Source organism: Streptomyces marokkonensis, assembly GCF_008312835.1.
In the GTDB taxonomy this organism is placed as follows: Bacteria; Actinomycetota; Actinomycetes; order Streptomycetales; family Streptomycetaceae; genus Streptomyces; species Streptomyces marokkonensis_A.
In genome coordinates this window covers 217,208-237,235 of record NZ_VSKS01000006.1, presented here as the reverse complement: position 1 = coordinate 237,235, position 20,028 = coordinate 217,208, and the positions used below count along the sequence as shown (strand labels likewise).

At 72.1% G+C, this 20,028-nt stretch carries 20 protein-coding genes and 2 pseudogenes; 10 read left to right on the top strand and 12 right to left on the bottom strand.

The window, feature by feature from the left end; translation table 11 throughout:
* Positions 1-3: 3 nt before the first annotated feature.
* Positions 4-456 (bottom strand): hypothetical protein, encoded by a 453-nt coding sequence (locus F1615_RS13380; protein ID WP_149549266.1) that lies wholly within the window; start codon positions 454-456, stop codon positions 4-6.
* A gap of 469 nt (positions 457-925) precedes the next feature.
* Here F1615_RS13380 and F1615_RS13375 point away from each other — a divergent pair, with 469 nt between their 5' ends.
* Together F1615_RS13375 and F1615_RS13370 are read left to right on the top strand one after the other, a co-directional pair.
* Positions 926-1,099 carry a hypothetical protein gene (locus F1615_RS13375; RefSeq protein ID WP_149549165.1) on the top strand — a complete coding sequence of 58 codons (174 nt, stop codon included), beginning with the start codon at positions 926-928 and terminating at the stop codon, positions 1,097-1,099.
* 55 nt (positions 1,100-1,154) lie between these two features.
* Positions 1,155-1,637 (top strand): GNAT family N-acetyltransferase, encoded by a 483-nt coding sequence (locus F1615_RS13370; protein ID WP_149549164.1) that lies wholly within the window; start codon positions 1,155-1,157, stop codon positions 1,635-1,637.
* Between the two features lie 16 nt (positions 1,638-1,653).
* On the opposite strand, the gene F1615_RS13365 is transcribed toward F1615_RS13370, so the two are convergent.
* Together F1615_RS13365 and F1615_RS13360 are read right to left on the bottom strand one after the other, a co-directional pair.
* On the bottom strand, positions 1,654-2,049 hold the full coding sequence (locus F1615_RS13365) for a VOC family protein (protein WP_149549163.1): 396 nt from the start codon (positions 2,047-2,049) through the stop codon (positions 1,654-1,656).
* Positions 2,050-2,260: 211 nt separating this feature from the next.
* A complete protein-coding gene (locus tag F1615_RS13360; protein ID WP_149549162.1) occupies positions 2,261-2,935 on the bottom strand; it encodes a MerR family transcriptional regulator in 675 nt (224 codons plus the stop codon).
* A gap of 88 nt (positions 2,936-3,023) precedes the next feature.
* On the opposite strand from F1615_RS13360, the gene F1615_RS13355 reads away from it, so the two are divergent.
* Both F1615_RS13355 and F1615_RS13350 read left to right on the top strand, forming a co-directional pair.
* Positions 3,024-3,476, top strand: coding sequence for a DUF3291 domain-containing protein (locus F1615_RS13355; protein WP_149549161.1), 453 nt, complete (start codon positions 3,024-3,026; stop codon positions 3,474-3,476).
* Positions 3,477-3,558: 82 nt separating this feature from the next.
* Complete coding sequence (locus tag F1615_RS13350; RefSeq protein ID WP_149549160.1) at positions 3,559-6,573, top strand: alpha-mannosidase; 3,015 nt, start codon at positions 3,559-3,561, stop codon at positions 6,571-6,573.
* 5 nt (positions 6,574-6,578) lie between these two features.
* On the opposite strand, the pseudogene F1615_RS36220 reads toward F1615_RS13350, so the two are convergent.
* Positions 6,579-6,719: pseudogene (locus F1615_RS36220) on the bottom strand (GntR family transcriptional regulator); the annotation flags it as partial.
* Between the two features lie 12 nt (positions 6,720-6,731).
* On the opposite strand from F1615_RS36220, the pseudogene F1615_RS13340 reads away from it, so the two are divergent.
* A pseudogene (locus F1615_RS13340) lies at positions 6,732-7,007 on the top strand (amidohydrolase family protein); the annotation flags it as partial.
* On the opposite strand, the gene F1615_RS13335 reads toward F1615_RS13340, so the two are convergent.
* Complete coding sequence (locus tag F1615_RS13335) at positions 6,995-8,416, bottom strand: lipase maturation factor family protein (RefSeq protein ID WP_149549159.1); 1,422 nt, start codon at positions 8,414-8,416, stop codon at positions 6,995-6,997. The pseudogene F1615_RS13340 and the gene F1615_RS13335 sit on opposite strands and share 13 nt — an antisense overlap.
* Positions 8,417-8,562: 146 nt before the next feature.
* Here F1615_RS13335 and F1615_RS13330 point away from each other — a divergent pair, with 146 nt between their 5' ends.
* Together F1615_RS13330 and F1615_RS13325 are read left to right on the top strand one after the other, a co-directional pair.
* Entirely contained in the window at positions 8,563-10,659 is a 2,097-nt protein-coding gene (locus F1615_RS13330; RefSeq protein ID WP_149549158.1) for a SpoIIE family protein phosphatase, read from the top strand.
* Between the two features lie 31 nt (positions 10,660-10,690).
* Positions 10,691-11,554, top strand: coding sequence for an Fpg/Nei family DNA glycosylase (locus F1615_RS13325; protein ID WP_149549157.1), 864 nt, complete (start codon positions 10,691-10,693; stop codon positions 11,552-11,554).
* A gap of 18 nt (positions 11,555-11,572) precedes the next feature.
* Here F1615_RS13325 and F1615_RS13320 read toward each other — a convergent pair whose 3' ends face one another.
* The 3 genes from F1615_RS13320 to F1615_RS13310 all read right to left on the bottom strand — a co-directional run bounded on the left by F1615_RS13320 (position 11,573) and on the right by F1615_RS13310 (position 13,575).
* Entirely contained in the window at positions 11,573-12,226 is a 654-nt protein-coding gene (locus tag F1615_RS13320) for a zf-HC2 domain-containing protein (RefSeq protein ID WP_149549156.1), read from the bottom strand.
* A 151-nt stretch (positions 12,227-12,377) separates the two neighbouring features.
* A complete protein-coding gene (locus tag F1615_RS13315; RefSeq protein WP_149549155.1) occupies positions 12,378-12,893 on the bottom strand; it encodes a hypothetical protein in 516 nt (171 codons plus the stop codon).
* Positions 12,894-13,029: 136 nt separating this feature from the next.
* Positions 13,030-13,575, bottom strand: a complete 546-nt coding sequence (locus tag F1615_RS13310; RefSeq protein WP_037928014.1) for a sigma-70 family RNA polymerase sigma factor — start codon at positions 13,573-13,575, stop codon at positions 13,030-13,032.
* Positions 13,576-13,785: 210 nt separating this feature from the next.
* Between F1615_RS13310 and F1615_RS13305 the strand changes: the two genes are divergently transcribed.
* Positions 13,786-14,940 carry a CapA family protein gene (locus tag F1615_RS13305; RefSeq protein WP_149549154.1) on the top strand — a complete coding sequence of 385 codons (1,155 nt, stop codon included), beginning with the start codon at positions 13,786-13,788 and terminating at the stop codon, positions 14,938-14,940.
* An 11-nt stretch (positions 14,941-14,951) separates the two neighbouring features.
* Here the strand turns inward: F1615_RS13305 and F1615_RS13300 are convergent, their stop codons facing one another.
* The gene (locus F1615_RS13300; protein ID WP_425385636.1) at positions 14,952-15,416 is read right to left on the bottom strand and encodes a MarR family winged helix-turn-helix transcriptional regulator; all 465 of its coding nucleotides are present in this window, start codon (positions 15,414-15,416) and stop codon (positions 14,952-14,954) included.
* A gap of 67 nt (positions 15,417-15,483) precedes the next feature.
* Between F1615_RS13300 and F1615_RS13295 the strand changes: the two genes are divergently transcribed.
* The gene (locus F1615_RS13295) at positions 15,484-16,299 is read left to right on the top strand and encodes an alpha/beta fold hydrolase (RefSeq protein ID WP_149549152.1); all 816 of its coding nucleotides are present in this window, start codon (positions 15,484-15,486) and stop codon (positions 16,297-16,299) included.
* 16 nt (positions 16,300-16,315) lie between these two features.
* Here the strand turns inward: F1615_RS13295 and F1615_RS13290 are convergent, their stop codons facing one another.
* Both F1615_RS13290 and F1615_RS13285 read right to left on the bottom strand, forming a co-directional pair.
* On the bottom strand, positions 16,316-17,728 hold the full coding sequence (locus F1615_RS13290; RefSeq protein WP_149549151.1) for an amino acid permease: 1,413 nt from the start codon (positions 17,726-17,728) through the stop codon (positions 16,316-16,318).
* Between the two features lie 107 nt (positions 17,729-17,835).
* The gene (locus F1615_RS13285) at positions 17,836-18,297 is read right to left on the bottom strand and encodes a universal stress protein (protein WP_149549150.1); all 462 of its coding nucleotides are present in this window, start codon (positions 18,295-18,297) and stop codon (positions 17,836-17,838) included.
* A gap of 147 nt (positions 18,298-18,444) precedes the next feature.
* Here F1615_RS13285 and F1615_RS13280 point away from each other — a divergent pair, with 147 nt between their 5' ends.
* A complete protein-coding gene (locus tag F1615_RS13280; RefSeq protein WP_208818301.1) occupies positions 18,445-19,278 on the top strand; it encodes a polysaccharide deacetylase family protein in 834 nt (277 codons plus the stop codon).
* A 30-nt stretch (positions 19,279-19,308) separates the two neighbouring features.
* Here the strand turns inward: F1615_RS13280 and F1615_RS13275 are convergent, their stop codons facing one another.
* Positions 19,309-19,977 (bottom strand): class F sortase, encoded by a 669-nt coding sequence (locus F1615_RS13275; RefSeq protein ID WP_149549149.1) that lies wholly within the window; start codon positions 19,975-19,977, stop codon positions 19,309-19,311.
* Positions 19,978-20,028 lie beyond the last annotated feature (51 nt).

The window sequence follows — 20,028 nt, the reverse complement described above, 5'->3', positions numbered from 1 at the left end:
TCGTCAGTCGACCATTCCCAGCCGTGCGTGGCGCGCCGCCAGCAGCTCCAGCACTGTGCGCCAGTCCTCCAGGACACCGGCGTCGAAGCCGGCGGTGCGGGCCTCCTCGTCCGCCGTGCGCAGGGCGAGGAGGTCGTCCCCGGCCGGGAGGTCGTGCCGGGGGTGCCGGCGGACCAGGCCGGCCACCCGCTCGCCGAGCAGCGCCCGTATCGCGTCCGCCGCCCGGTCGGCCCCCACCGCCGGTTCACCCGGCCACAGCAGCCGGCCGACCGGCCGTACCAGCCCGGCCACCTGGAGTTCCTTGTCCGCGGGCCGGCCCCGGCGCAGCAGCGCGGCGGTCCGCAGGGCGTGGTCGTGGGCGTCCACCGGCGCGCCGCCGGGGCCGCCCCGGTCCTCCCGCGTGCCCCGGCACGCGTACAGCAGGTCCATCAGCTCCTCGACGGTGCGCAGTTCCATGCGCCGGTCCTCCCGGGAGACAGCCGTTGCCGTGCGGCAGCAGACCATGGCGAGCTTGCGGGCCGGCCAACGGGACTTGAACTGCGCCATGACCATGCGACCTTGTCGAATGCGTCGACGCCCGGGTAGTCCGAATGAGTGAATGAAGATGCCGTCTGAGTGGCGATATAGCGTCATATGAGGGTGGATTGGGTGCACTCTGTCGCGTGATTGTTACCGACGGTTTTGAGCCCCATCGAGCGGGGGGCCGCTCATTTGGTTACTCTGAGGCGGACGGACAGCAGTAAGGGTCCTACCCGCACCCACGGTCCGTCTGGGACCAGCCGGTTCACAACGGCCTGCTCTCCCCCGAGTTACCGGCGCCACCGCGTCCGAACGGCTTTCGACTCAGACCCGAGCGGACGTCAGACGCCAGGCGCAGGGCCGACGCAGCACGTCCCGAGGGTGACCGACACATAAGGAGTGCGCGGTGACACCGGAGAAGACGACATGTGAACAGCGCCCCAAGGAACGCACGGAGCGTTCCGGCCGCCGGCCGGGGGAACTCGGCTTTCTCGACGTGTGGGCCCGTTCGGCCCCGATCCGTCTGGCGGGCTACGAGGACGACCTCGCCGAGCCGCACATCCTGCCCAGCGTCGACTGACCCCGGCCGCGGAACGAGCGGCCGGCCGGCCCGTGGGCGTGCCAGACTCGCGTCCATGCTGATCAGGGAAGCGACCCCCGGCGACTGGCCGCGCGTCTGGCCGTTCTGGCACCGCATCGTCGCCGCCGGCGAGACCTACACCTGGGACCCGGGCACCTCCGAGAAGGACGCCCGGGCCCTGTGGATGAACCCGGCGAAACGGGTGTACGTCGTCGAGGACGACACCGGCGCCGTCGTCGCCTCCGCCTACGTCACCCCCAACTACGGCGGACCCGCCGCGCGGATCGCCAACGCCGGGTTCATGGTCGACCCCGACCGGGCCGGCCGGGGCGTCGGACGCCTGCTCGCGGAGCACGTCCTGGCCGAGGCGCGGGACGCCGGCTACCGGGGCATGGTGTTCAACGCCGTCGTCGAGACCAACCCGGCGGTGAGGCTGTGGACGTCACTCGGCTTCACGATCCTCGGGACGGTGCCCGGGGCGTTCGACCACCCGCTGCACGGTCCGGTCGGGCTGCACATCATGTACAGGGCGCTGTGACGGATCCGTCCGGGGCTCAGGGCCGCGCGTACGGCCGGGTCATGATCTCCATGTTGTGGCCGTCCGGGTCGTCGAAGTAGGCGCCGCGTCCGCCGAAGAGGTCGTTGACCCGGCCCGGCTCCCTGTGAACCGGGTCCGCGTAGTAGGTGACACCGGCGGCCTCCAGGCGCGCGATCATGGTGTCGAACCGCTCCTCCTCCACGAGGAACGCGTAGTGCTGAGGCTGGATCGGCTCGTCCCGCTTCTCGTAGTAGTCGAGGGTCACGCCGTTGCCCAGGTCGATCGGGAGGAAGGGGCCGAACGGTGCTCCGACCTCCAGCCCCAGTATGCCGGCGAGGAACTCGGCGGAGGTCCGGCGGTCGCTGGCGTAGACGACGGTGTGGTTCAGTTCGATGTGCTGTGCTTCAGGCATGGCTGGACACGTCTCCGGTTTCGGTTTCCGAGGTGGACGCGCGCCGGGGCGCGCGACGGGAAAGGAGCACGGAGGAGCGGGGCGGGCCACGGGCCCGCACGGGCGGGGGCGTGCCCCGCACCGGCCTCACAACGAGACCGGGAACGCCTTACATGTATGGCCTACGGCCGACCCGGCAGTCACCCGGCCGACCTTAGGCCCTCCGGCCCGGTCACGGCAAGATCCGCCGGACAGGCCCCTGTTGGTGCTCGCCCCCGCCGTGCCGTGCCGTCGACTCGTTCTCCTGCGCCAGGCGGCGCAGGGCCATCAGCGCGGGTTCCAGCAGGAAGGTCAGGAGTACCGCCCGCTCGGCCTTCTCCAGCGGGTCCGTGATCGACTCGATCCGGTCCAGGTCGTACCGGGCCGTCCGCTCCGCGAGGTCGGCGTAGGGGAGGAGTGCCCGCCAGTCGTACTCGACGTCCAGTGAGCGCAGGGTCCGAAGCGTCCGGTCGATGATCTGCCGCGCGGGGTTGTGCTCGGAGACCGACCAGCCCATCGCGTCGACCAGGGCGGCGGCCTCGGGGTTCGCCCCGGCGGTGCCGTCGCCCTCGGCCGTGTCCGTGGCACCGGCGGTCGACGGCCGGATGCCGAACGCGATGCCCAGCACCTCGTGCGGGTCGGTCCTGTGCTCGGTCATGGCCTCCAGGACCTGCTTGGCCGACGCCACCGACAGCCCGCGCACGCCGACCAGTGCGCGGATCAGCCGCAGCCTCCTGAGATGGGTCTCGTCGTACTCGGCCTGGGTCGCCGCGGTGGCCCGGCCGGGGGGCAGCAGCCCCTCCCGCAGGTAGTACTTGATCGTCGCGTTGGGCACCCCGCTGCGGCGGCTCAGTTCCGAGATTCTCACATGCTTCTCCGCTCTCCCTCTGGCAATTGGGTAGCGGCACTGTCTAATCTGGATAGCGCCACTCACCAACTGTGGAGGCGAGACTATCGTGCCTGTTCTTCCCTGGGTCACACCGAATCCGGCCCGCCCCGACACCCGTGCCGTCGTCATGGCCTCCCGCTTCGAGGTGCGGTCGCTGAAGGACGTCCCCCGCTTCTTCCTGAAGTCGCTCTCCGCCTGGGCCCAGGTGCGCAGGGCACCCGGAGCGCTGGGCGCCTCCCTGGAGGCCAGGCCGTTCGGCAGGGTCTTCTACACCCTGTCCGCGTGGGAGAGCCGGGAGGCGCTCCACACCTACGCCCGCACCGAACCGCACAAGAGCGTCATGAGCGGCCTGCGGGAGACGATGCGCGACTCGACGTTCACCTTCTGGGAGGTGCCGGCGGAGCGGCTGCCGGTCGACTGGGGCGACGCCAAGCGCCGCATCGAGGCCCAGGCGCGGACACGGGCCGCCGCCCCGGACGGTCACGGCGGCACACCGGACGGTCACGGCGCCGCACACTGACCCGCGGCCTGGTTCGAACGGGCCGGCACCGGGGGAGTTGTACCCCTGGTGACCACCCGCCCTCAACCACGGAGCGCCCCGCATGCATGACGACCGCACCCTGGTGGAAGCCCGCCTCAAGCGCGTCCTCGACGAGCGCATCCGGCCCGCCGTGTACCCCGAGTCCGTACCCCTCGAGGTCGCGGTGTGGCACGCACCGGGAGAACCCGTCCCCGTCGCCGAGGGACTCGCGGCCGAAACCGAACCCGTCGAGGTGGGCGCCCGCTGGGGCGCGCCCTGGGGCACCAGCTGGTTCCGGGTCACCGGGACCGTGCCCGAGGCGTGGGCCGGCAGGACCGTGGAGGCGGTCCTGGACCTCGGCTTCGACGAGAACATGCCCGGCTTCCAGTGCGAGGGACTGGTCTACCGGCCCGACGGCACCCCCGTGAAGGGCCTCAACCCGCGCAACCAGTGGGTGCGCATCGGCGCACCCGTCGAAGGCGGTGAGGAGGTGCGCCTGCACATCGAGGCCGCCTCCAACCCCGTCATCCTGGACTACCGCCCCTTCGCGCCGACCCGGCTCGGCGACAAGGACACCGCGGGCAGCGCACCGCAGTACACCCTGGCCCGGATGGACCTCGCCGTCCTCGACGAGACGGTGTGGCAGCTGGTGATCGACCTCGACGTGCTCGGCGAGCTGATGGCCGAGCTGCCGGCCGACTCGCCCCGCCGCTGGGAGATCCTGCGCGCCGTGGACCGGGCCCTGGACGCCGTCGACCTCCAGGACGTGAACGGCACGGCGCGGCAGGCCCGCGCGTGCCTCACCGAGGTGCTGTCGGCCCCCGCCGTCCCCTCCGCGCACCGCGTCAGCGCCGTCGGACACGCGCACATCGACTCGGCGTGGCTGTGGCCGCTGCGCGAGACCGTGCGCAAGGTCGCCCGCACGGCCGCCAACATGACCGCCCTGCTCGACGACGAGCCCGAGTTCGTCTTCGCCATGTCGCAGGCCCAGCAGTGGGCCTGGGTGAAGGAGCACCGGCCCGAGGTGTGGGCGCGGGTGAAGAAGGCGGTCGCCGACGGACGGTTCGTACCGGCCGGCGGCATGTGGGTGGAGTCGGACACCAACATGCCCGGCTCGGAGGCGATGGCGCGGCAGTTCGTGCACGGCAAGCGGTTCTTCCTCGACGAGTTCGGCATCGAGAACGACGAGGCGTGGCTGCCGGACACCTTCGGCTTCGCCGCCGGACTGCCACAGATCATCAGGGCCGCGGGCGCCAAGTACCTGCTGACGCAGAAGATCTCCTGGTCGCGGACGAACAGCTTCCCCCACCACACCTTCCGCTGGGAGGGCGTGGACGGCACCCGGATCTTCACCCACTTCCCGCCCGTCGACACCTACAACTGCTCCATGCGGGGCGCCGAGATCGCCCACGCGGTCCGCAACTTCAAGGACAAGGGCGCCGCCCGTCACTCCCTCGCGCCCACCGGATGGGGCGACGGGGGCGGCGGAACCACCCGTGAGATGGTCGCCAGGGCGGCCCGGATGCGGGACCTGGAGGGCTCGGCGACGGTGACCTGGGAGACACCGTCCGCGTTCTTCGCGAAGGCCGAGGCCGAGTACCCCGAACCGCCCGTCTGGGTCGGCGAGCTCTACCTCGAGCTCCACCGCGCCACCCTCACCAGCCAGGCCGGCACCAAGCAGGGCAACCGCCGCAGCGAACACCTGCTGCGCGAGGCGGAACTGTGGTCGGCGACGGCGGCCGTACGGACCGGATTCCCCTACCCGTACGAGGAGTTGGACCGGATCTGGAAGACGGTGCTGCTGCACCAGTTCCACGACATCCTGCCCGGCTCCTCCATCGCCTGGGTGCACCGGGAGGCCCGCGCCACCTACGCGCGGATCGCCGGGGAGCTGAACGGCATCATCGGCTCCGCGCAGCGCGCCCTGGCCGGCGAGGGCACGGTCCCGCTCGTGTTCAACGCCGCCCCGCACTCCCGCTCCGGTGTTCCCGCGGGCGGTGCGCGTCCGGCGGCCTCCGAGGGCCGCACGGCCCTCGGCGCGCGGCCCGGCGGCGGGCACGTCCTGGACAACGGCCTGCTCCGGATCGAGGTCGACGCCCGCGGTCTGGTGGTCTCCGCCCACGACATCGAGTCCGACCGCGAGACCATCGCCCCCGGACGGGCCGGCAACCTCCTCCAGCTCCACCAGGACCTGCCGAACATGTGGGACGCGTGGGACGTCGACGAGTTCTACCGCAACACGGTCACCGATCTGACCGACGCGGACGAGGTGGCGGCCGGTGAGGACGGGGCCTCGGTGCGGATCGTCCGCTCCTTCGGCGGCTCCCGGGTGACCCAGGCGCTGTCGCTGCCGCCGGGGGAGCGGCGGCTGGTGGTGGACACCGAGGTCGACTGGCACGAGACGGAGAAGTTCCTCAAGCTCGCCTTCCCGCTCGACCTGCACGCCGAACGCTACGCGTCCGAGACGCAGTTCGGGCACTTCTTCCGGCCCACCCACACCAACACCTCATGGGAGGCGGCCAAGTTCGAGGCGTGCAACCACCGCTTCGTCCACCTCCAGGAACCGGACTGGGGTGTGGCGGTCGTCAACGACTCGACGTACGGCCACGATGTGACCCGCACGGTCCGCGGCGACCGCGGTACGACCACGACGGTGCGTGTCTCCCTGCTGCGCGCCCCGCGCTTCCCCGACCCCGAGACCGACCAGGGTCCGCACCGCTTCCGGCACGCGCTGGTGCCAGGCGCGTCCATCGGTGACGCGGTGCGCGAGGGATGGCGGATCAACCTCCCCGAGCGGCGGCTCACCGGGGCCGGCGAGATCGCGCCCCTGGTGACGGTCGACCGGGACGCGGTCGTGGTCACGGCGGTCAAGCTGGCCGACGACGGCAGCGGCGACGTCGTCGTCCGCTTCCACGAAGCCCACGGCGCCCGCGCCCGCGCCACGCTCACCACCGGTTTCGCGGCCACCGGCGTCGAGGTGACCGACCTGCTGGAACGCCCCCTCGCGGACGGGGAGCCGCCGGCTCTCGACGGCGACCGGATCGCCGTACGGCTGCGTCCCTTCGAGCTGATGACGCTGCGGCTGAAGCGGACCTGACCCGGTCAGCCCTCCAGCCGGGCGCGCAGCCACTCCTCCACCGCGCCCACGTGCGCGGCCGCGGCCGCCCGTGCCGCCTCCGGGTCGCGGGCGGCCAGCGCGCGGTGGATCGCGGCCTGTTCGGTCCGGGTGCGGCGAACGCGTCCTCCTGCTGGTGATCCGCACTGCCCAACGCGGTGGGCAAGCTCTCGGGCCTGGTCACCGAGGCCGACCCGGCCTCCTGGACCGTCGGCGACCTGAGGCCGTACGCCGATGCCGCGCTGGACGCCTTCGGGCCCGGACGGCTGATGTTCGGATCCGACTGGCCGGTGTGCACCCTGGCGGCGGCGTACGGCGACGTTCTCGCCGTCGCGCGGACACTGACCCGCCACCTCGGCCACGCCGAGCGCGGGCAGCTCTTCGAGACCACCGCCACCCGTGTCTACGGCCTGTGAGCCGCCCCTGTCAGCCGGGTCGGCGGCAGGAACTCCCGCACGTAGGTCCGCTCCCAGCACGCACCGGTCTCCCGCAGCTCCCGCCACGTCGTGTACCGGTAGCGGAAGAGGCGGGCGCGGATGTGCCGGGGCGGCGCGTGCGCGGGGAACGGGGAGCGGCGCAGCAGTTTCAGGGTGTCCCGGTCGTTCTCCAGCAGGCGCTCCACCAGCGCCCCGAACCAAGGGCCGGCGTACGCGGGCGACAGGGCGGCGAACCACATCAGCCAGTCGAGCCGCAGATGGTACGGCGCGAACTGGCGCGGCCAGCGCCGTGGGTCACCCGGCTTCCCCTTGAACTCGTACTCCCGCCAGTCGGAGTCCTGCCGGGGCACCTCGTCCGCCGTGCCCTCCACGACCACCTCGTAGCGGATCCGGCTGACGCTGCCGAACGCCCCGTAGGTGTTGACCAGATGCAGCGGGTCGAAGGAGCGGTTCATCACCTGACGGCGGGAGACCATGTTGCGGACGGGCCGATGGCTGAGGCCGAGCAGTGCAGCGGACACCGCGAGCACGACCACCACGTACCACAGCGGCGCGCCGGACACCGCGGGCGGATCGGCGGGGAAGGTGATCACCGGCAGGGCCAGCACGATCGTGATCCAGTTCAGCCAGGCGAAGTTGCCCGACAGCACCAGCCACAGCTGGGTGACGATCATCAGGGCGGCGGCGGCCGAGGCCACCGGCTGCGGGGCGAACAGCAGGAACGGCACCACCAGCTGGGTGACATGGTTCGCCGCCACCTCGACCCGGTGCAGCGGCTTCGGCAGATGGTGGAAGAACCAGCTCAGCGGCCCCGGCATCGGCTGCGTCTCGTGATGGTGGTCCAGACAGGTCAGCTTCCGCCAGCACGCGTCGCCGCGCATCTTGATCAGCCCCGCGCCGAACTCCACCCGGAACAGCACCCACCGCAGCAGGAACAGCACCACGACGGGCGGCGCCACCTCGTCGTTGCCCAGGAACACGGCGAGGAAGCCGACCTCGAGCAGCAACGACTCCCAGCCGAACGAGTACCAGGTCTGCCCGACGTTGACGACCGACAGGTACAGCACCCACGGCACCAGCCACAGCAGCATCCCGCTCCACAGCGGAAGCAGCGAGTCGAGCCCCGCGAGCAGCGCCGCCGACACCGCGCACCCCGCCCAGACGCACCCCGCGAAGAACCGGTCCGAGTAGTGCAGCTGGAACAGGCTCGGGGAGCTCCGGAACGGCACCCGCTCCACGAAACGCGGCACCGGCAGCATGCCGCGCTCCCCGATCAGCGCACGGAACTGCAGCGCGGCGGTCAGGAACGCGACCAGGTACAGCCCGGCCAGCGCCCGCTGGAAGACCAGCCGGCCGAGCCAGTAGTCGGATGCGGTGAACCACTCCACGGCCGCGCGCTCCCTCCGCCGTCGTCACGCCCGAACCCCTGTGACTCTCCGTATACCACCGGGTGGCACGAGCAACCCATGTGAGAGAAGCGGGCAGAACGCGCCCAGCGGTCGAAGAATCGCGTGAATCCTGGCAAGGTAGGCCCATGTCTGATCGGGGAGCGAGCCCCCTGTCACTCCCGGACGACTGGCCGGACCACCCGGATCCGATCCTGGTGCTCAACCGCATGGGCAGCTTCGACTGGGATCTGGACTCCGGGGTCATGCAGATGGACGCCCAGGCGCACGAGATCTTCGACGTGCGCCCGGACGAGTACGACGACCGGCCCGAGACCCTGTCGGCACGGGTGCCGCCCGGGGAGGCCCGGCGGCTGGACACGACCGTCTCGCAGGCGCTGAAGAACGGCAGCGAGAACTACGGCGCCTACTTCCGCGTCCGCCGCCGCGACGGCGGGCTGCGCTGGACCCACACCCAGGGCTACATCCGCCGGGACGAGACCGGCCGGCCCAACCGCATCATCGGCATCGTCCGGGACGCCACCCAGGAGCTCAGCGACACCGAGGCGCGACGTGCGCAGGCGGACCAGGAGGACGCCCGCCGCCGGCAGACCAACATCGTCCAGCTCACCACCGCCGCCCTCGCCCACGCCCGCACGGTGCGCGAGGTCATCGACGCCCTCAAGGACACCCACGGACTCACCCATCTGGGCGCGACCAGCCTCGTCATGGGACTGGTCGAGGCGGGCCGCATCCGGCTCATCGCCGAGGGCCCCGACGGCAGCTTCGTCGAGGGCACCCGCATCACCCGGATAGACGAGCCCTACCCGATGAGCGAGGTGGTGCGGACCCTCGGCCCGTGCTTCATCGAGTCACCGGAGGAGTTCGCCGAGCGCTACCCGAAGCTCTGGCAGGGCATCACCGGTCTGAACATCACCTCGGCCGCCTATCTGCCGCTCATCGTCCAGGCCCGCCCCATCGGCGCGATGGGCCTGCTCTACAGCGACCGGCGCGGCTTCTCCGCCGAGGAGCGCAACATCCTCGTCGCCCTGGGCAGCAGCATCGCGCAGAGCCTGCAACGCGCGATGTTCTACGAGCAGGAGATGGACCTCGCCCAGAGCCTGCAGCAGGCCATGCTGCCGCGCACCATCCCCAGCGTGCCCGGCGCCGACCTCGCCGTGCGCTACCGCGCCGCCGCCCTCGGGGGCACCTTCGGCCGGGACATCGGCGGCGACTGGTACGACCTGATCCCGCTGCCCGGAGGCCGGGTCGGCGCCGTCATCGGCGACGTACAGGGCCACGACACGCACGCCGCCGCCGTCATGGGCCAGTTGCGCATCGTGCTGCGCGCCTACGCAGCCGAGGGGCACCCGCCGGCCACCGTGATGGCCCGTGCCTCCGTCTTCCTGGACGAACTCGACACCGACCGCTCCGCGACCTGCCTCTACGCCGAGGCCGACCTGTCCACCGGCGTGGTGCAGGTGGTCCGGGCCGGCCACATCGACCCGCTGGTGCGCCGCACCGACGGCTCCTGCGACCGCGTCTGCGTGCCCGGGGGGCTGCCGCTCGGCCTGTCCGCGGAGTTCGACGGGCTCGACTACCCGGTCGGCACGATAGAGCTGGATCCGGGCGACACCCTGCTGCTGTGCACCGACGGCCTCGTCGAACAGCCGGGCGCCGACCTCGACGACGGCATGCGGACCCTGTCCGCCCTGATCACCGTGGGCCCCGACGACGTGCGCGACCTCGCCGACCGGCTCATCGACGTCGCCGAGGAGCGCGGCGGCGACGACGACGTGGCGCTGCTCCTGCTGCGCCGCCGCGCCCTGGACAGCCCCCGCTCCGGCGGCCGGCTCAAGCAGCACGTGCCGCCCGGCGAACCGGGTGCGCTCTCCGAGACCCGGCGCATGATCCGTACGGCGGCGAGCGCGTGGGGTGCGCGGGACCGGGCCGACGAGATCGAGCTGGTCGCCGACGAGATGATCACCAACGTCCTGATGCACACCGAGGGCACCGCGGTCGTCACCCTCAGGGTCCTCACCGGCAAGGACCGGCGGGTGCGCGTGGAGGTCGAGGACTCCTCCAGCGCCCTGCCGCGCCGCCGCGAGGCCGGCGAGTCGGGGGTCTCCGGCCGGGGCCTGCTCCTGGTCGACATGCTCGCGGACGTGTGGGGCGTGGAGGCACGGGGCGGCGGCAAGTGCGTGTGGAGCGAGTTCGTCGTGCCCGAGGGGGCCGACCCGGCCTGACCGCGGCGGTCCCCGGTGGCACCCTTGACGTATGCCGGAACTCCCCGAGGTCGAGGCGCTCAAGGACTTCCTCTCCGAGCACCTGGCCGGCCACGAGATCGTCCGGGTGCTGCCCGTGGCGATCAGCGTCCTGAAGACCTTCGACCCGCCGCTCACGGCCGTCGAGGGCCGCGAGGTCACCGCCGTGCACCGGTACGGCAAGTTCCTCGCCCTGGAGACGGACGGCGGGCCGTACTTCGTCACGCATCTGGCCCGCGCGGGCTGGCTGCACTGGAGGGACAGTCTGCCCAGCGGCCGGCCCCGCCCCGGCAGGGGCCCCCTCGCGCTGCGCGTCGCGCTGGAGACCGGCGCGGGCTTCGACCTGACGGAGGCCGGCACCCAGAAGCGGCTCGCGGTGTACGTCGTGGCGGACCCCGGGGCGGTTCCGGGCATCGCGCGGCTGGGCCCGGACCCGCTGGCCGACGACTTCGACGAGCGGCGCCTGGCGGACCTGCTGTCCGGGGAACGCCGCCGCTTGAAGGGCGCGCTGCGCGACCAGAGCCTGATCGCGGGCGTCGGGAACGCCTACAGCGACGAGATCCTGCACGCGGCCCGCATGTCCCCCTACAAACCGGCGGGCTCCCTCACCCCGGAGGAGACCACCCGGCTGTACGAGGCTCTGCGCACCACCCTCACCGAGGCGGTGGAACGCTCCCGCGGGGTCGCGGCCGGACGGCTGAAGGCGGAGAAGAAGAGCGGGCTGCGGGTCCACGGCCGTACCGGTGAGGACTGCCCGGTGTGCGGGGACACCGTCCGCGAGGTCTCCTTCAGTGACTCCTCGCTGCAGTACTGCCCGACCTGCCAGACCGGCGGCAGGCCGCTGGCCGACCGCAGGCTCTCCCGCCTGCTGAAATGAGCCGCCGGAGCGGCCCGGTCAGCGGGGCTCCAGGGTCACCAGGTGCTCGCCGTCCGCCGTCCGCACCTCGTAGCGGGCGATCTCCTCGGGGTGCATGGCGGAACCGCCCGGCATCGTGTTGGGGCGGGCGTCGTGACGGGGCACGCTCCAGCTCGTCGCCGTCTCCTCGGAGCCGTCCCTGCCGACCACCACCAGATGGCAGGCGCGCGGACCCGCACCGTCCTTGACCCGCAGCTCCAGCCGGCTGCCCCAGGCCTTGTCCTCCGTGGTCACCTCCGCCCACACCCCGGACCGCTCGTCGGTCGCCGCGATGCTCACGGCGTTTCCGGCGCCGTCGTCCGCCATCACCGCGATCGCCGGCGCGGACACCGCGAACACCACCGAGGCGGCCAGCGCGAGCAGCAGCCGGCGGCGCCCCGCGCGGTTGCGGACCGCGACCTCCGACAGCAGCCGGTCCAGCATCCTCGGGCCGGGCTTGGCCAGCGGGTTCACCAGTCGCGGAGTGGCGCTCCGGTACAACATCAACTGGCGTGCCGCGGGGCCGAATTCGGTCACCTGGACAGCGCAGCTCGGGCACTCCATGAGGTGGTCCTCGAAGCGGAACGCCTCCGCCTCGTCCAGCACGCCGAGCGCGTAGGCGCCGACGTCGCGATGCCTTTCCAGGGACCTCATGCCGAATCCTCGTACCGTTGGGTGCGGGTGGGGTTACTCCTTGCTCCCACCGGTACGCACCAGCCGGCCGAATCACTCAAGCGGCGTGCCGAATCGTAACCAAAGGATTCGGAGCCCTCCGGCCCGCGGATTGGTCGGATTTCCCGGAAACCTAGAAAAGATGGATCGCGAGGTGGCCGAGCGGCAGCCCGAGCTGCCAGGCCGGCGTCCAGACCTTGGGCCCCTCGTCCTCACCGGCCACGGCGCCGCCGCCCGGCACCGCGTTCAGATCGGGTGCGAGCAGTTCCGTCTCCCGCAGCCAGCGCCAGGCCTCGCGGGCCAGCTCCAGATCCGGTGCCGTCCGGCCGGACGCGGCGGCGTCCGCGGCCAGGTCGGCCATTCGCCCCTGGACCCACTCCTGCCACGGCTGGTCGTACGCGGTCAGCGACAGCCAGGTCTCCAGCTGGGTGACCACCCGGATGCCGGACAGCTCGCCGTCGGTGTCGGACAGGAAGACGGTCAGCGCCAGCGCGTCCCGGCCGGCCCGGAACTCGAAGGACGTCGGCGGCATGAGATCGCCGCTGCGCAGCAGTTCGTCGGCGATGTACTCGGCGTACAACCAGGCCATGGGGACGGTCAGTTCACCGTCACCGGTGCCGTCCGTGCTCTCTCGACCTCTGTGCAGCATCCCTTCCTGCCTTCCTCCGGTGCGTGCGCGTCGCCCGAACCCGGGCCCCCGGTCCGGAACACGGATGAGGACAGCCGATTACTCAACCGGGGTCATCGGCAAGGCGCTTTACGGAGGTTTGACTCGACGGCCGGTTTCACCGCATGTCGGAGGCGTATCCGGGAAGCACCCGGCGCAGGGCGCGCAGCGCGTAGTACGCGCGGGACTTCACGGTACCGGGCGGAATTCCGAGGGCCGCCGCGGCTTCCGCCACACTCGCCCCCTGGAAGTACACGAGCACCAGGACTTCACGGTGCTCCGGAGTGAGTGTCTTCACAGCCTCGCGGACATCGAGCATCGCCGCGGCCCGTTCGGCGTGGTCGGAGATCACCCGCGCGTTCTCCAGCACGGCGTCCCCGACCTCGGCCGGACGGGCCTGCCGGGCCCGCCGGGCGTCGATCGCGAGCCGCCGTGCCACGGTGAGCAGCCAGGGCCGCACCGAGTCGAAGTCCTCCGCGCGCAGGGCCTCGGGGTGCTGCCAGGCGCGCACCAGCGTCTCCTGGACCAGATCCTCCGCGCGCTGCCGGTCCCCGTCGCAGAGCCGGAGCAGCAGCGCGAAGAGGGGCCGGCCGTGCTCGCGCTGCAGTGCGGCGAGCTCGTGCTCGGCGGTCGTCCCGTTCGTGAGTGTGATTCCGGCCGTCATGGCCGTATGGCAGCGCACGGCGCTGCTCGGGGACAGGGCGCGCACACGGGCGTGCGGCGGACGGTCGATCGCGTCGACGAACGGTTCGACGAACGGTCGAGGAGGCCGTTCGCGCACGCCGGACGGCCTAAAGAGCGTGTCGGAGCAGTCGCGGGACGGATGGGTCTTCTTACCTGTTTATCCATAAATACGACTACAGCGGGGTGAGTGATGATCGCGCGCAGCCGGCAGGTTGCCCTGGTCCTGACCGTCGTTCTCGCCGCGGGTGCCGCCTGCCAGGCCCGCGAGCACCGGCCACCGGAACCGGGGCGTCCGGCCCCGTCCGCCGCGGAGCGCCGCGGCTTCACCCTCGTCGCCTCGGGCGACGTGCTGCCCCACAGCTCGATCATCGAACGCGCCCGCCACGACGCCGGGGGCACCGGCTACGACTTCCGGCCGATGCTCTCCGGCATCCGCTCCGTCGTCGCCCCCGCGGACGTGGCGCTGTGCCACATGGAGACCGTCTACGGCGCCGACGGCGACTACACCGGCTACCCCCTCTTCAAGTCCCCGCCCGAGGTGGCTCACGCCCTCGCCGCCACCGGCTACGACGGCTGCTCCACCGCCTCCAACCACACCCTGGACGACGGCGCGGCCGGCATCCGCCGCACCCTGGACGCCCTCGACCGGGCCGGCGTGCGCCACGCGGGCTCGGCGCGCAGCGAGCGGGAGGCGCGCACGGCGACCGTGCTGCGGGCGGGGGCGGCGCGCGTCGCCCACCTCGCCTACACCTACGACACCAACGGCATCCCGCTGCCGCCGGACCGCCCCTGGGCGGTCGACCTCGTCGACGAGGCGCGGATCGTCGACGACGCGCGGGCCGCCCGGCGGGCCGGAGCCGATGTCGTCGTGGTCTCCCTGCACTGGGGCACCGAATGGCAGGAGGCGCCCGACGGGCAGCAGACCGGCCTGGCCCGCTCGCTCACCGCCTCGCACACCGGCGGCCGCCCCGACATCGACCTGATCCTCGGCACCCACGCCCATGTCCCGCAGGCGTACGAGAAGGTCAACGGCACCTGGGTGATCTACGGCATGGGCGACCAGATCGCCGGCGGGATGACCAACCACGAGGGTCTGGAGGATCCGCGCGGGAACCAGTCCACCGTGGGCCGCTTCACCTTCGCCCCGCCGGCCCGCCCCGGGGGCCGCTGGGAGGTGACGCGGGCGGAGTTCGTCCCGCAGCTGTTCGACGTGGACGCCGGACGGGTGGTCAACCTCAACCGGGCGCTGGAGCAGGGCGCGGAGGTGCACGCGGTGCGCGACCGCATCCGGGACGTCGTGCTGAGCCGGGGCGCTGCGCAGGACGGCCTGGTGATGGGGAAGTAGCCCGGGGTCCGTCAGCCGACGTCCACGTGGTCGAGGGCCGTCAGCATGACCCCGAGCACACGCAGGCAGGCCGTCACCTCGGTGTCCGTGAGATCCCCGCCCACCTCCCGGAGCATCCGGTGCTCCCGGTCCACGACGGCGGTGATCACCGACCGCCCCTCGCCGGTCAGCCGGATCAGCGAGGACCGCCGGTGGGCGGGATTGGGCACGCTCTCCACCAGGCCCCGGGCCGCCGCGTCGTTCACCATCCGCTGCACGAACTGACGGCTGATCGACTGCGCGCGCCCCATCTGCGGCACGGTCATCGGCCCGCCGCGGTGCAGCAGGGCCAGCACCGCCCGCACCCCGACGGAGATCCGTTCGGGTGCCAGCCCCTGCTCGACCAGGCGCTGTGCACGCCGGTACAGGGGGCCGACCGCGTCGTACACCTCGGTGAGGCGGCGGCCGAGCTCGTCCGGTGGGAGAGGTGATTCCATGTCGCTCACCGTCCCATCATGACACCTCGGTTGCCATGTCCGGACGGTAAATGACACCCTGGTTGTCATGACTGACTCGGATCTGCGTTTCCTCCCCTCCGCCGACGGCGACCTCGCCTACCGTGACACCGGCGGCACCGGTCCCGCTCTGGTGCTGCTGCACGGCGGTTTCCTCGACCACCGCATGTGGGACGCCCAGGTGCCCGCCCTCGCCGCGTCCCACCGGGTCGTCGCGCCCGACGCCCGCGGCCACGGCGCCTCCGCCAACGCCACCCGCCCCTACCGCCCGGCCGACGACGTCGCCGCTCTGCTGGACCACCTCGGCATCGACTCGGCGGTCCTGATCGGTCTGTCGATGGGCGCGGGCACGGCGGTGGACACCGCGCTGGAGCACTCCGGTCTCGTGCGGGCGCTGGTCGTCTCCGGGGCCGGCACCAGCGAGCCGGACTTCCGCGACCCCTGGACCACCTCCGTCCTGGCCGACTGGGGCAAGGCCCTGGCCGCCGGGGACGTCGACGCCTGGCTCGAGGCGTTCCTGCGGTTCGTCCCCGGACCGCACCGGACCGCGGACGACGTCGACGCGGGGATCCTCGACCGGCAGCGCGCCATGGCCCTCGGCACCATCGGCAAGCACACCGCCGGCGAGCCCGACCTGAGGGTGCCCGTCACCGGCACCTGGGAGCGGATCGGCGGCATCGGCGTCCCGGTGCTCGCCGTGCACGGCGGGCTCGACTCCGAGGACCACCTCCGCATGGCCGGCCGGCTCGCCCGCACCGTCGCGGACGGCCGCTCGGCGACCGTCCAGGGCACCGCCCACTACCCGAACATGGAACGCCCCGGCGAGTACAACGACATCGTCACCGGCTTCCTCGCGGCGCTCTGAGCCGCTCCGGCCGGCGTCAGCGCCGGGCCAGCTCCGAACGCCGGTAGGAGTAACCGAAGTAGACCACCAGGCCGGCCAGGAACCAGACCGCGAACCGTGCCCAGGTCTGCCACTGCAGGAACGTGATCAGCCAGATGGAGAAGACCACGCCCAGCGCCGGCACGACCGGCATCCACGGCGTGCGGAAGGTGCGCGGCAGCTCCGGATGCCGGTAACGCAGCACGATCACCGCCGTGCACACCACCACGAACGCCAGCAGGATCCCGATGTTGGTCAGTTCGGCCGCCTCACCGATCGGCAGGAACCCGGCGATGGCGGCCGACGCCACCCCGACGATCCAGGTGACCCGCGTGGGCACGCGCCGGGTCGGGTGGGTCCTGGCGAACCAGCGGGGCAGCAGCCCGTCCCGCGACATGGCGAACCACACCCGTGTGACACCCAGCATGAAGGTGAACATCACCGTGAGGATGCCGATGACGGCGCCCACCGCGATCACGTCCGCGAGCCCGCCCAGCCCCACCGACTTGAACGCCGTGGAGAAGCCGCTCTCCGGGTCGATGTCCCTGTAGTCCTGCATCCCCGTGAGCACCAGGCAGGCCGCCACGTACAAAACCATCGAGATGATCAGCGAGTGGATGATCGCCCTCGGCATGTGCCGCTGGGCGTCCTTGGACTCCTCGGCCGCCGTCGACATCGCGTCGTAGCCGAACACCGCGAAGAACACCGTCGCCGCGCCGGTGAACGCCCCGCCGGCCCCGTACGGGAAGAACGGGTTGTAGTTGGCGGTGTCGACGTGGAACACCCCGACCGCGATCACCAGCAGCACGACCAGCACCTTCAGCACCACGACCACCGTCTCGAACCGGGCCGCGTTCCTGATGCCGAGATTCAGCAGGAAGGCGATGAACAGACACAGCAGCACCGCGAACAGGTCGACGCGATGACCGTCGCCGGTGCCGGGCGCACCCAGCGTCCAGGCGGGCAGGCCGGCGCCCGTCTCGGCCACGAGGAAGCCGAAGTAGCCGGAGATGCCGATCGCGACCACCGCCACGATCGCCGTGTACTCCAGCAGCAGGTCCCAGCCGATGAACCAGCCGGCGAGTTCGCCGAGCACCGCGTACCCGTACGTGTAGGCCGAGCCCGCTTTCGGGATCAGGCCCGCGAACTCGGCGTACGACAGCGCGGCGGCGGCGCTGGCGACACCCGCGACGAGGAAGGAGACCAGCACCGCGGGTCCCGCCGTGCCGTTGGCGACCGTTCCCGCGAGCGTGAAGATGCCGGCGCCGATGATGCCGCCCACGCCGATCGCGGTGAGCTGCCACAGGCCGAGGGTGCGTTCCAGTCGCGTGCCCTCGCCGGCTTCCGTCGCCTCGATGTGTTCGATGGGTTTGCGGCGGAGAATCCCCTCACCCGCCCGGAGACCGGCCACACGCCTCACCTCTTCACGTTCGGCAAACGTCTGACGGCCGATCATGATGCCCCCGCGGCATCGCCGACGGAAGCCACCACGCGTGCCCAGGGCGCACCTTTGCGGGACTACGGCACCACCGTGACCGGCCAGCGCCCCGCCTTCACCAGCCGGACCGCGACCGACCCGACGATCCGGTGGCCCGCCTGCTCGGAGGCCCCCACCACCACCGCGTCCGCCTTGAGGTCGTCCGCCGCCTTCACCAGGCCGTTGTACGGATCGCCGCGGAAGGTGTGGAACTCCCAGCGGAGTCCCGAGACCCCCCTGATCCGCTCCATCGCCTCCCTGATCTGCGCCACCAGGTCCTGGGCGATCTCCTCGGTCGTGTCGGCCACCGGCGCGCCGAGCGCCGCACCGGCCGCCAGCACCGGCTGCACGTACACGATGGCGAGCAGGGACCCCTGACGGCGGGCCAGACCGGAGGCGTACGCCGCCGCCCGCAGCGAGGAGTCGGAGCCGTCCACGCCGGCCACGATCACCTTCGGGCCGTCCGTGCCCCGTTCGAACCGGTGGGCCTGCTGTTCCGTCACGGCAGCGAGGCTATCGGAAGCCGTCGCCCGGGCCGTTCCCGCGTCCGCCGGGCTCCGTCGTCCGGCTCTGCGCCGGACGGATGAAATCGTGCCGCCGCACCGGTGTCGCCGGGGTGCGCCGCCCCTCCGTGTGGCGACTGATGAGTCATGGAGAAGGATCAGTTGCTCACCAGACGGCGGGCGTTGCTCACCGGTGCCGCCGCCCTGGGCGCGGCAGGGGTGGCCGCGGCGCTCGCCCCGGGCACCGGGAACCGGGCCGCACCCCCGCCCGCCGCCGGACCCCGGGCCGCCCGCCGCCCGCTCAAGCCCTCCGAGTACCGTCTGAGCCCCCTGACCGGCTACGGCCCCCCGCGCAGCGCCACCGGCAGGACGCCGGTGCGCGGGGAACCGCTGCTGCGGGTGTCCGGGCGCGGTCGCACCATGGTGCTGACCTTCGACGACGGGCCCGATCCCCGCTACACCCCGCACATCCTGGACACGCTGGCCCGGTACGAGGTGCGCGCGATGTTCTTCGTGTGCGGCGAGATGGTGACCGCGAACCGGGACCTGCTGGCCCGGATGGCCGACGAGGGACACGTGGTCGGCAACCACACCTGGACCCACCCCCTGCTCACCCGCCTCAGCCGCCGCCGGATCCGCACCGAGATGGAGCGCACCTGCGACATCATCGAGAAGACCTACGGCGAACGCCCCGAGTGGTTCCGCGCACCCTACGGCGCCTGGAACCGCGCCGCCTTCCGGCTCGGCGCCGAACTGGGCATGGAGCCCCTGGCCTGGACGGTCGACACCCTCGACTGGACCACGCCGGGCACCGCCACCATCGTCGACCGGGTGGAGGACGGCGCCGCCCCCGGCGTCGTGGTGCTCTCGCACGACGCCGGGGGCGACCGCTCGCAGAGTGTGCGGGCGCTGCGCCGCTATCTGCCCGAACTGCTGGACTCCGGCTACCACGTCACCGTGCCCCGCCGGCAGCACCTCTGAGCGGTCCCCGCCCGCCCGGACGGGGGCCGCTCAGCGGACCTCGGCCAGGCGGGCGAAGGCGACGACGTTCCCGTCGTAGCCGTTCTGCTCGGAGAAACCGCCGCCGCAGGTGATGACCCGCAGTTCCGCATTCCCCTTGGAGGCGTAGACCCGGTCACCCGGGAAGTCGTTCTTCGCGAAGACCTCGATGCCGTAGATCTCGAACACGACGGTCTTCCCGTCCTGGCGCGCGATCTCGACGCGGTTCCCCTTCTTCAGCGCCCCGAGCCCGTAGAACACGGCCGGCCCCTGCGCGTTGTCGACATGGCCGACGACGACCGCCGTGCCCTTCTCACCGGGCGAGACGGCACCGGTGAACCAGCCCGCCAGATTCGGGTCCTCGGGCGGCGGCGCGTCCACCCAGCCCTCCATGTCCAGACCCACCGGAATGACCGGTGCGTCCACCTGGATCGCCGGGATCCGCACCCGGTCCGGAACCGCGTACGGCAGCGGTGGCACCGCTTCCGCCACGATGGAGCCGGGGGTCCTGCCGTCGGCGGCGGCCGCACCGGCCGGCTGCGGCGGGCCCACGTCGAACTCTCCCGAGCCGTTGCGGATGAGCGCGAGGCCGGTCAGCAGCACCAGCGCTATCACGCCCCACGGGGCGCGCCTCCTCCGCCGCGCCTCCCATTCGGCTTCGTCCGGCTCGAAAGCAGACATTCGCCTTCCCCTCTCGACACGGCCGTCGCCGTACCACTCGCGCATGACGAA

Excerpts from the sequence above, each read along its gene's own strand:
- F1615_RS13380 (WP_149549266.1), bottom strand. The coding sequence starts at position 456 with ATGGAACTGCGCACCGTCGAGGAGCTGATGGACCTGCTGTACGCGTGC.
- F1615_RS13370 (WP_149549164.1), top strand. The coding sequence starts at position 1,155 with ATGCTGATCAGGGAAGCGACCCCCGGCGACTGGCCGCGCGTCTGGCCG.
- F1615_RS13365 (WP_149549163.1), bottom strand. The coding sequence starts at position 2,049 with ATGCCTGAAGCACAGCACATCGAACTGAACCACACCGTCGTCTACGCC.
- F1615_RS13350 (WP_149549160.1), top strand. The coding sequence starts at position 3,559 with ATGCATGACGACCGCACCCTGGTGGAAGCCCGCCTCAAGCGCGTCCTC.
- F1615_RS13330 (WP_149549158.1), top strand. The coding sequence starts at position 8,563 with ATGTCTGATCGGGGAGCGAGCCCCCTGTCACTCCCGGACGACTGGCCG.
- F1615_RS13325 (WP_149549157.1), top strand. The coding sequence starts at position 10,691 with ATGCCGGAACTCCCCGAGGTCGAGGCGCTCAAGGACTTCCTCTCCGAG.
- F1615_RS13320 (WP_149549156.1), bottom strand. The coding sequence starts at position 12,226 with ATGAGGTCCCTGGAAAGGCATCGCGACGTCGGCGCCTACGCGCTCGGC.
- F1615_RS13315 (WP_149549155.1), bottom strand. The coding sequence starts at position 12,893 with ATGCTGCACAGAGGTCGAGAGAGCACGGACGGCACCGGTGACGGTGAA.
- F1615_RS13310 (WP_037928014.1), bottom strand. The coding sequence starts at position 13,575 with ATGACGGCCGGAATCACACTCACGAACGGGACGACCGCCGAGCACGAG.
- F1615_RS13305 (WP_149549154.1), top strand. The coding sequence starts at position 13,786 with ATGATCGCGCGCAGCCGGCAGGTTGCCCTGGTCCTGACCGTCGTTCTC.
- F1615_RS13300 (WP_425385636.1), bottom strand. The coding sequence starts at position 15,416 with ATGGAATCACCTCTCCCACCGGACGAGCTCGGCCGCCGCCTCACCGAG.
- F1615_RS13295 (WP_149549152.1), top strand. The coding sequence starts at position 15,484 with ATGACTGACTCGGATCTGCGTTTCCTCCCCTCCGCCGACGGCGACCTC.
- F1615_RS13280 (WP_208818301.1), top strand. The coding sequence starts at position 18,445 with ATGGAGAAGGATCAGTTGCTCACCAGACGGCGGGCGTTGCTCACCGGT.
- F1615_RS13275 (WP_149549149.1), bottom strand. The coding sequence starts at position 19,977 with ATGTCTGCTTTCGAGCCGGACGAAGCCGAATGGGAGGCGCGGCGGAGG.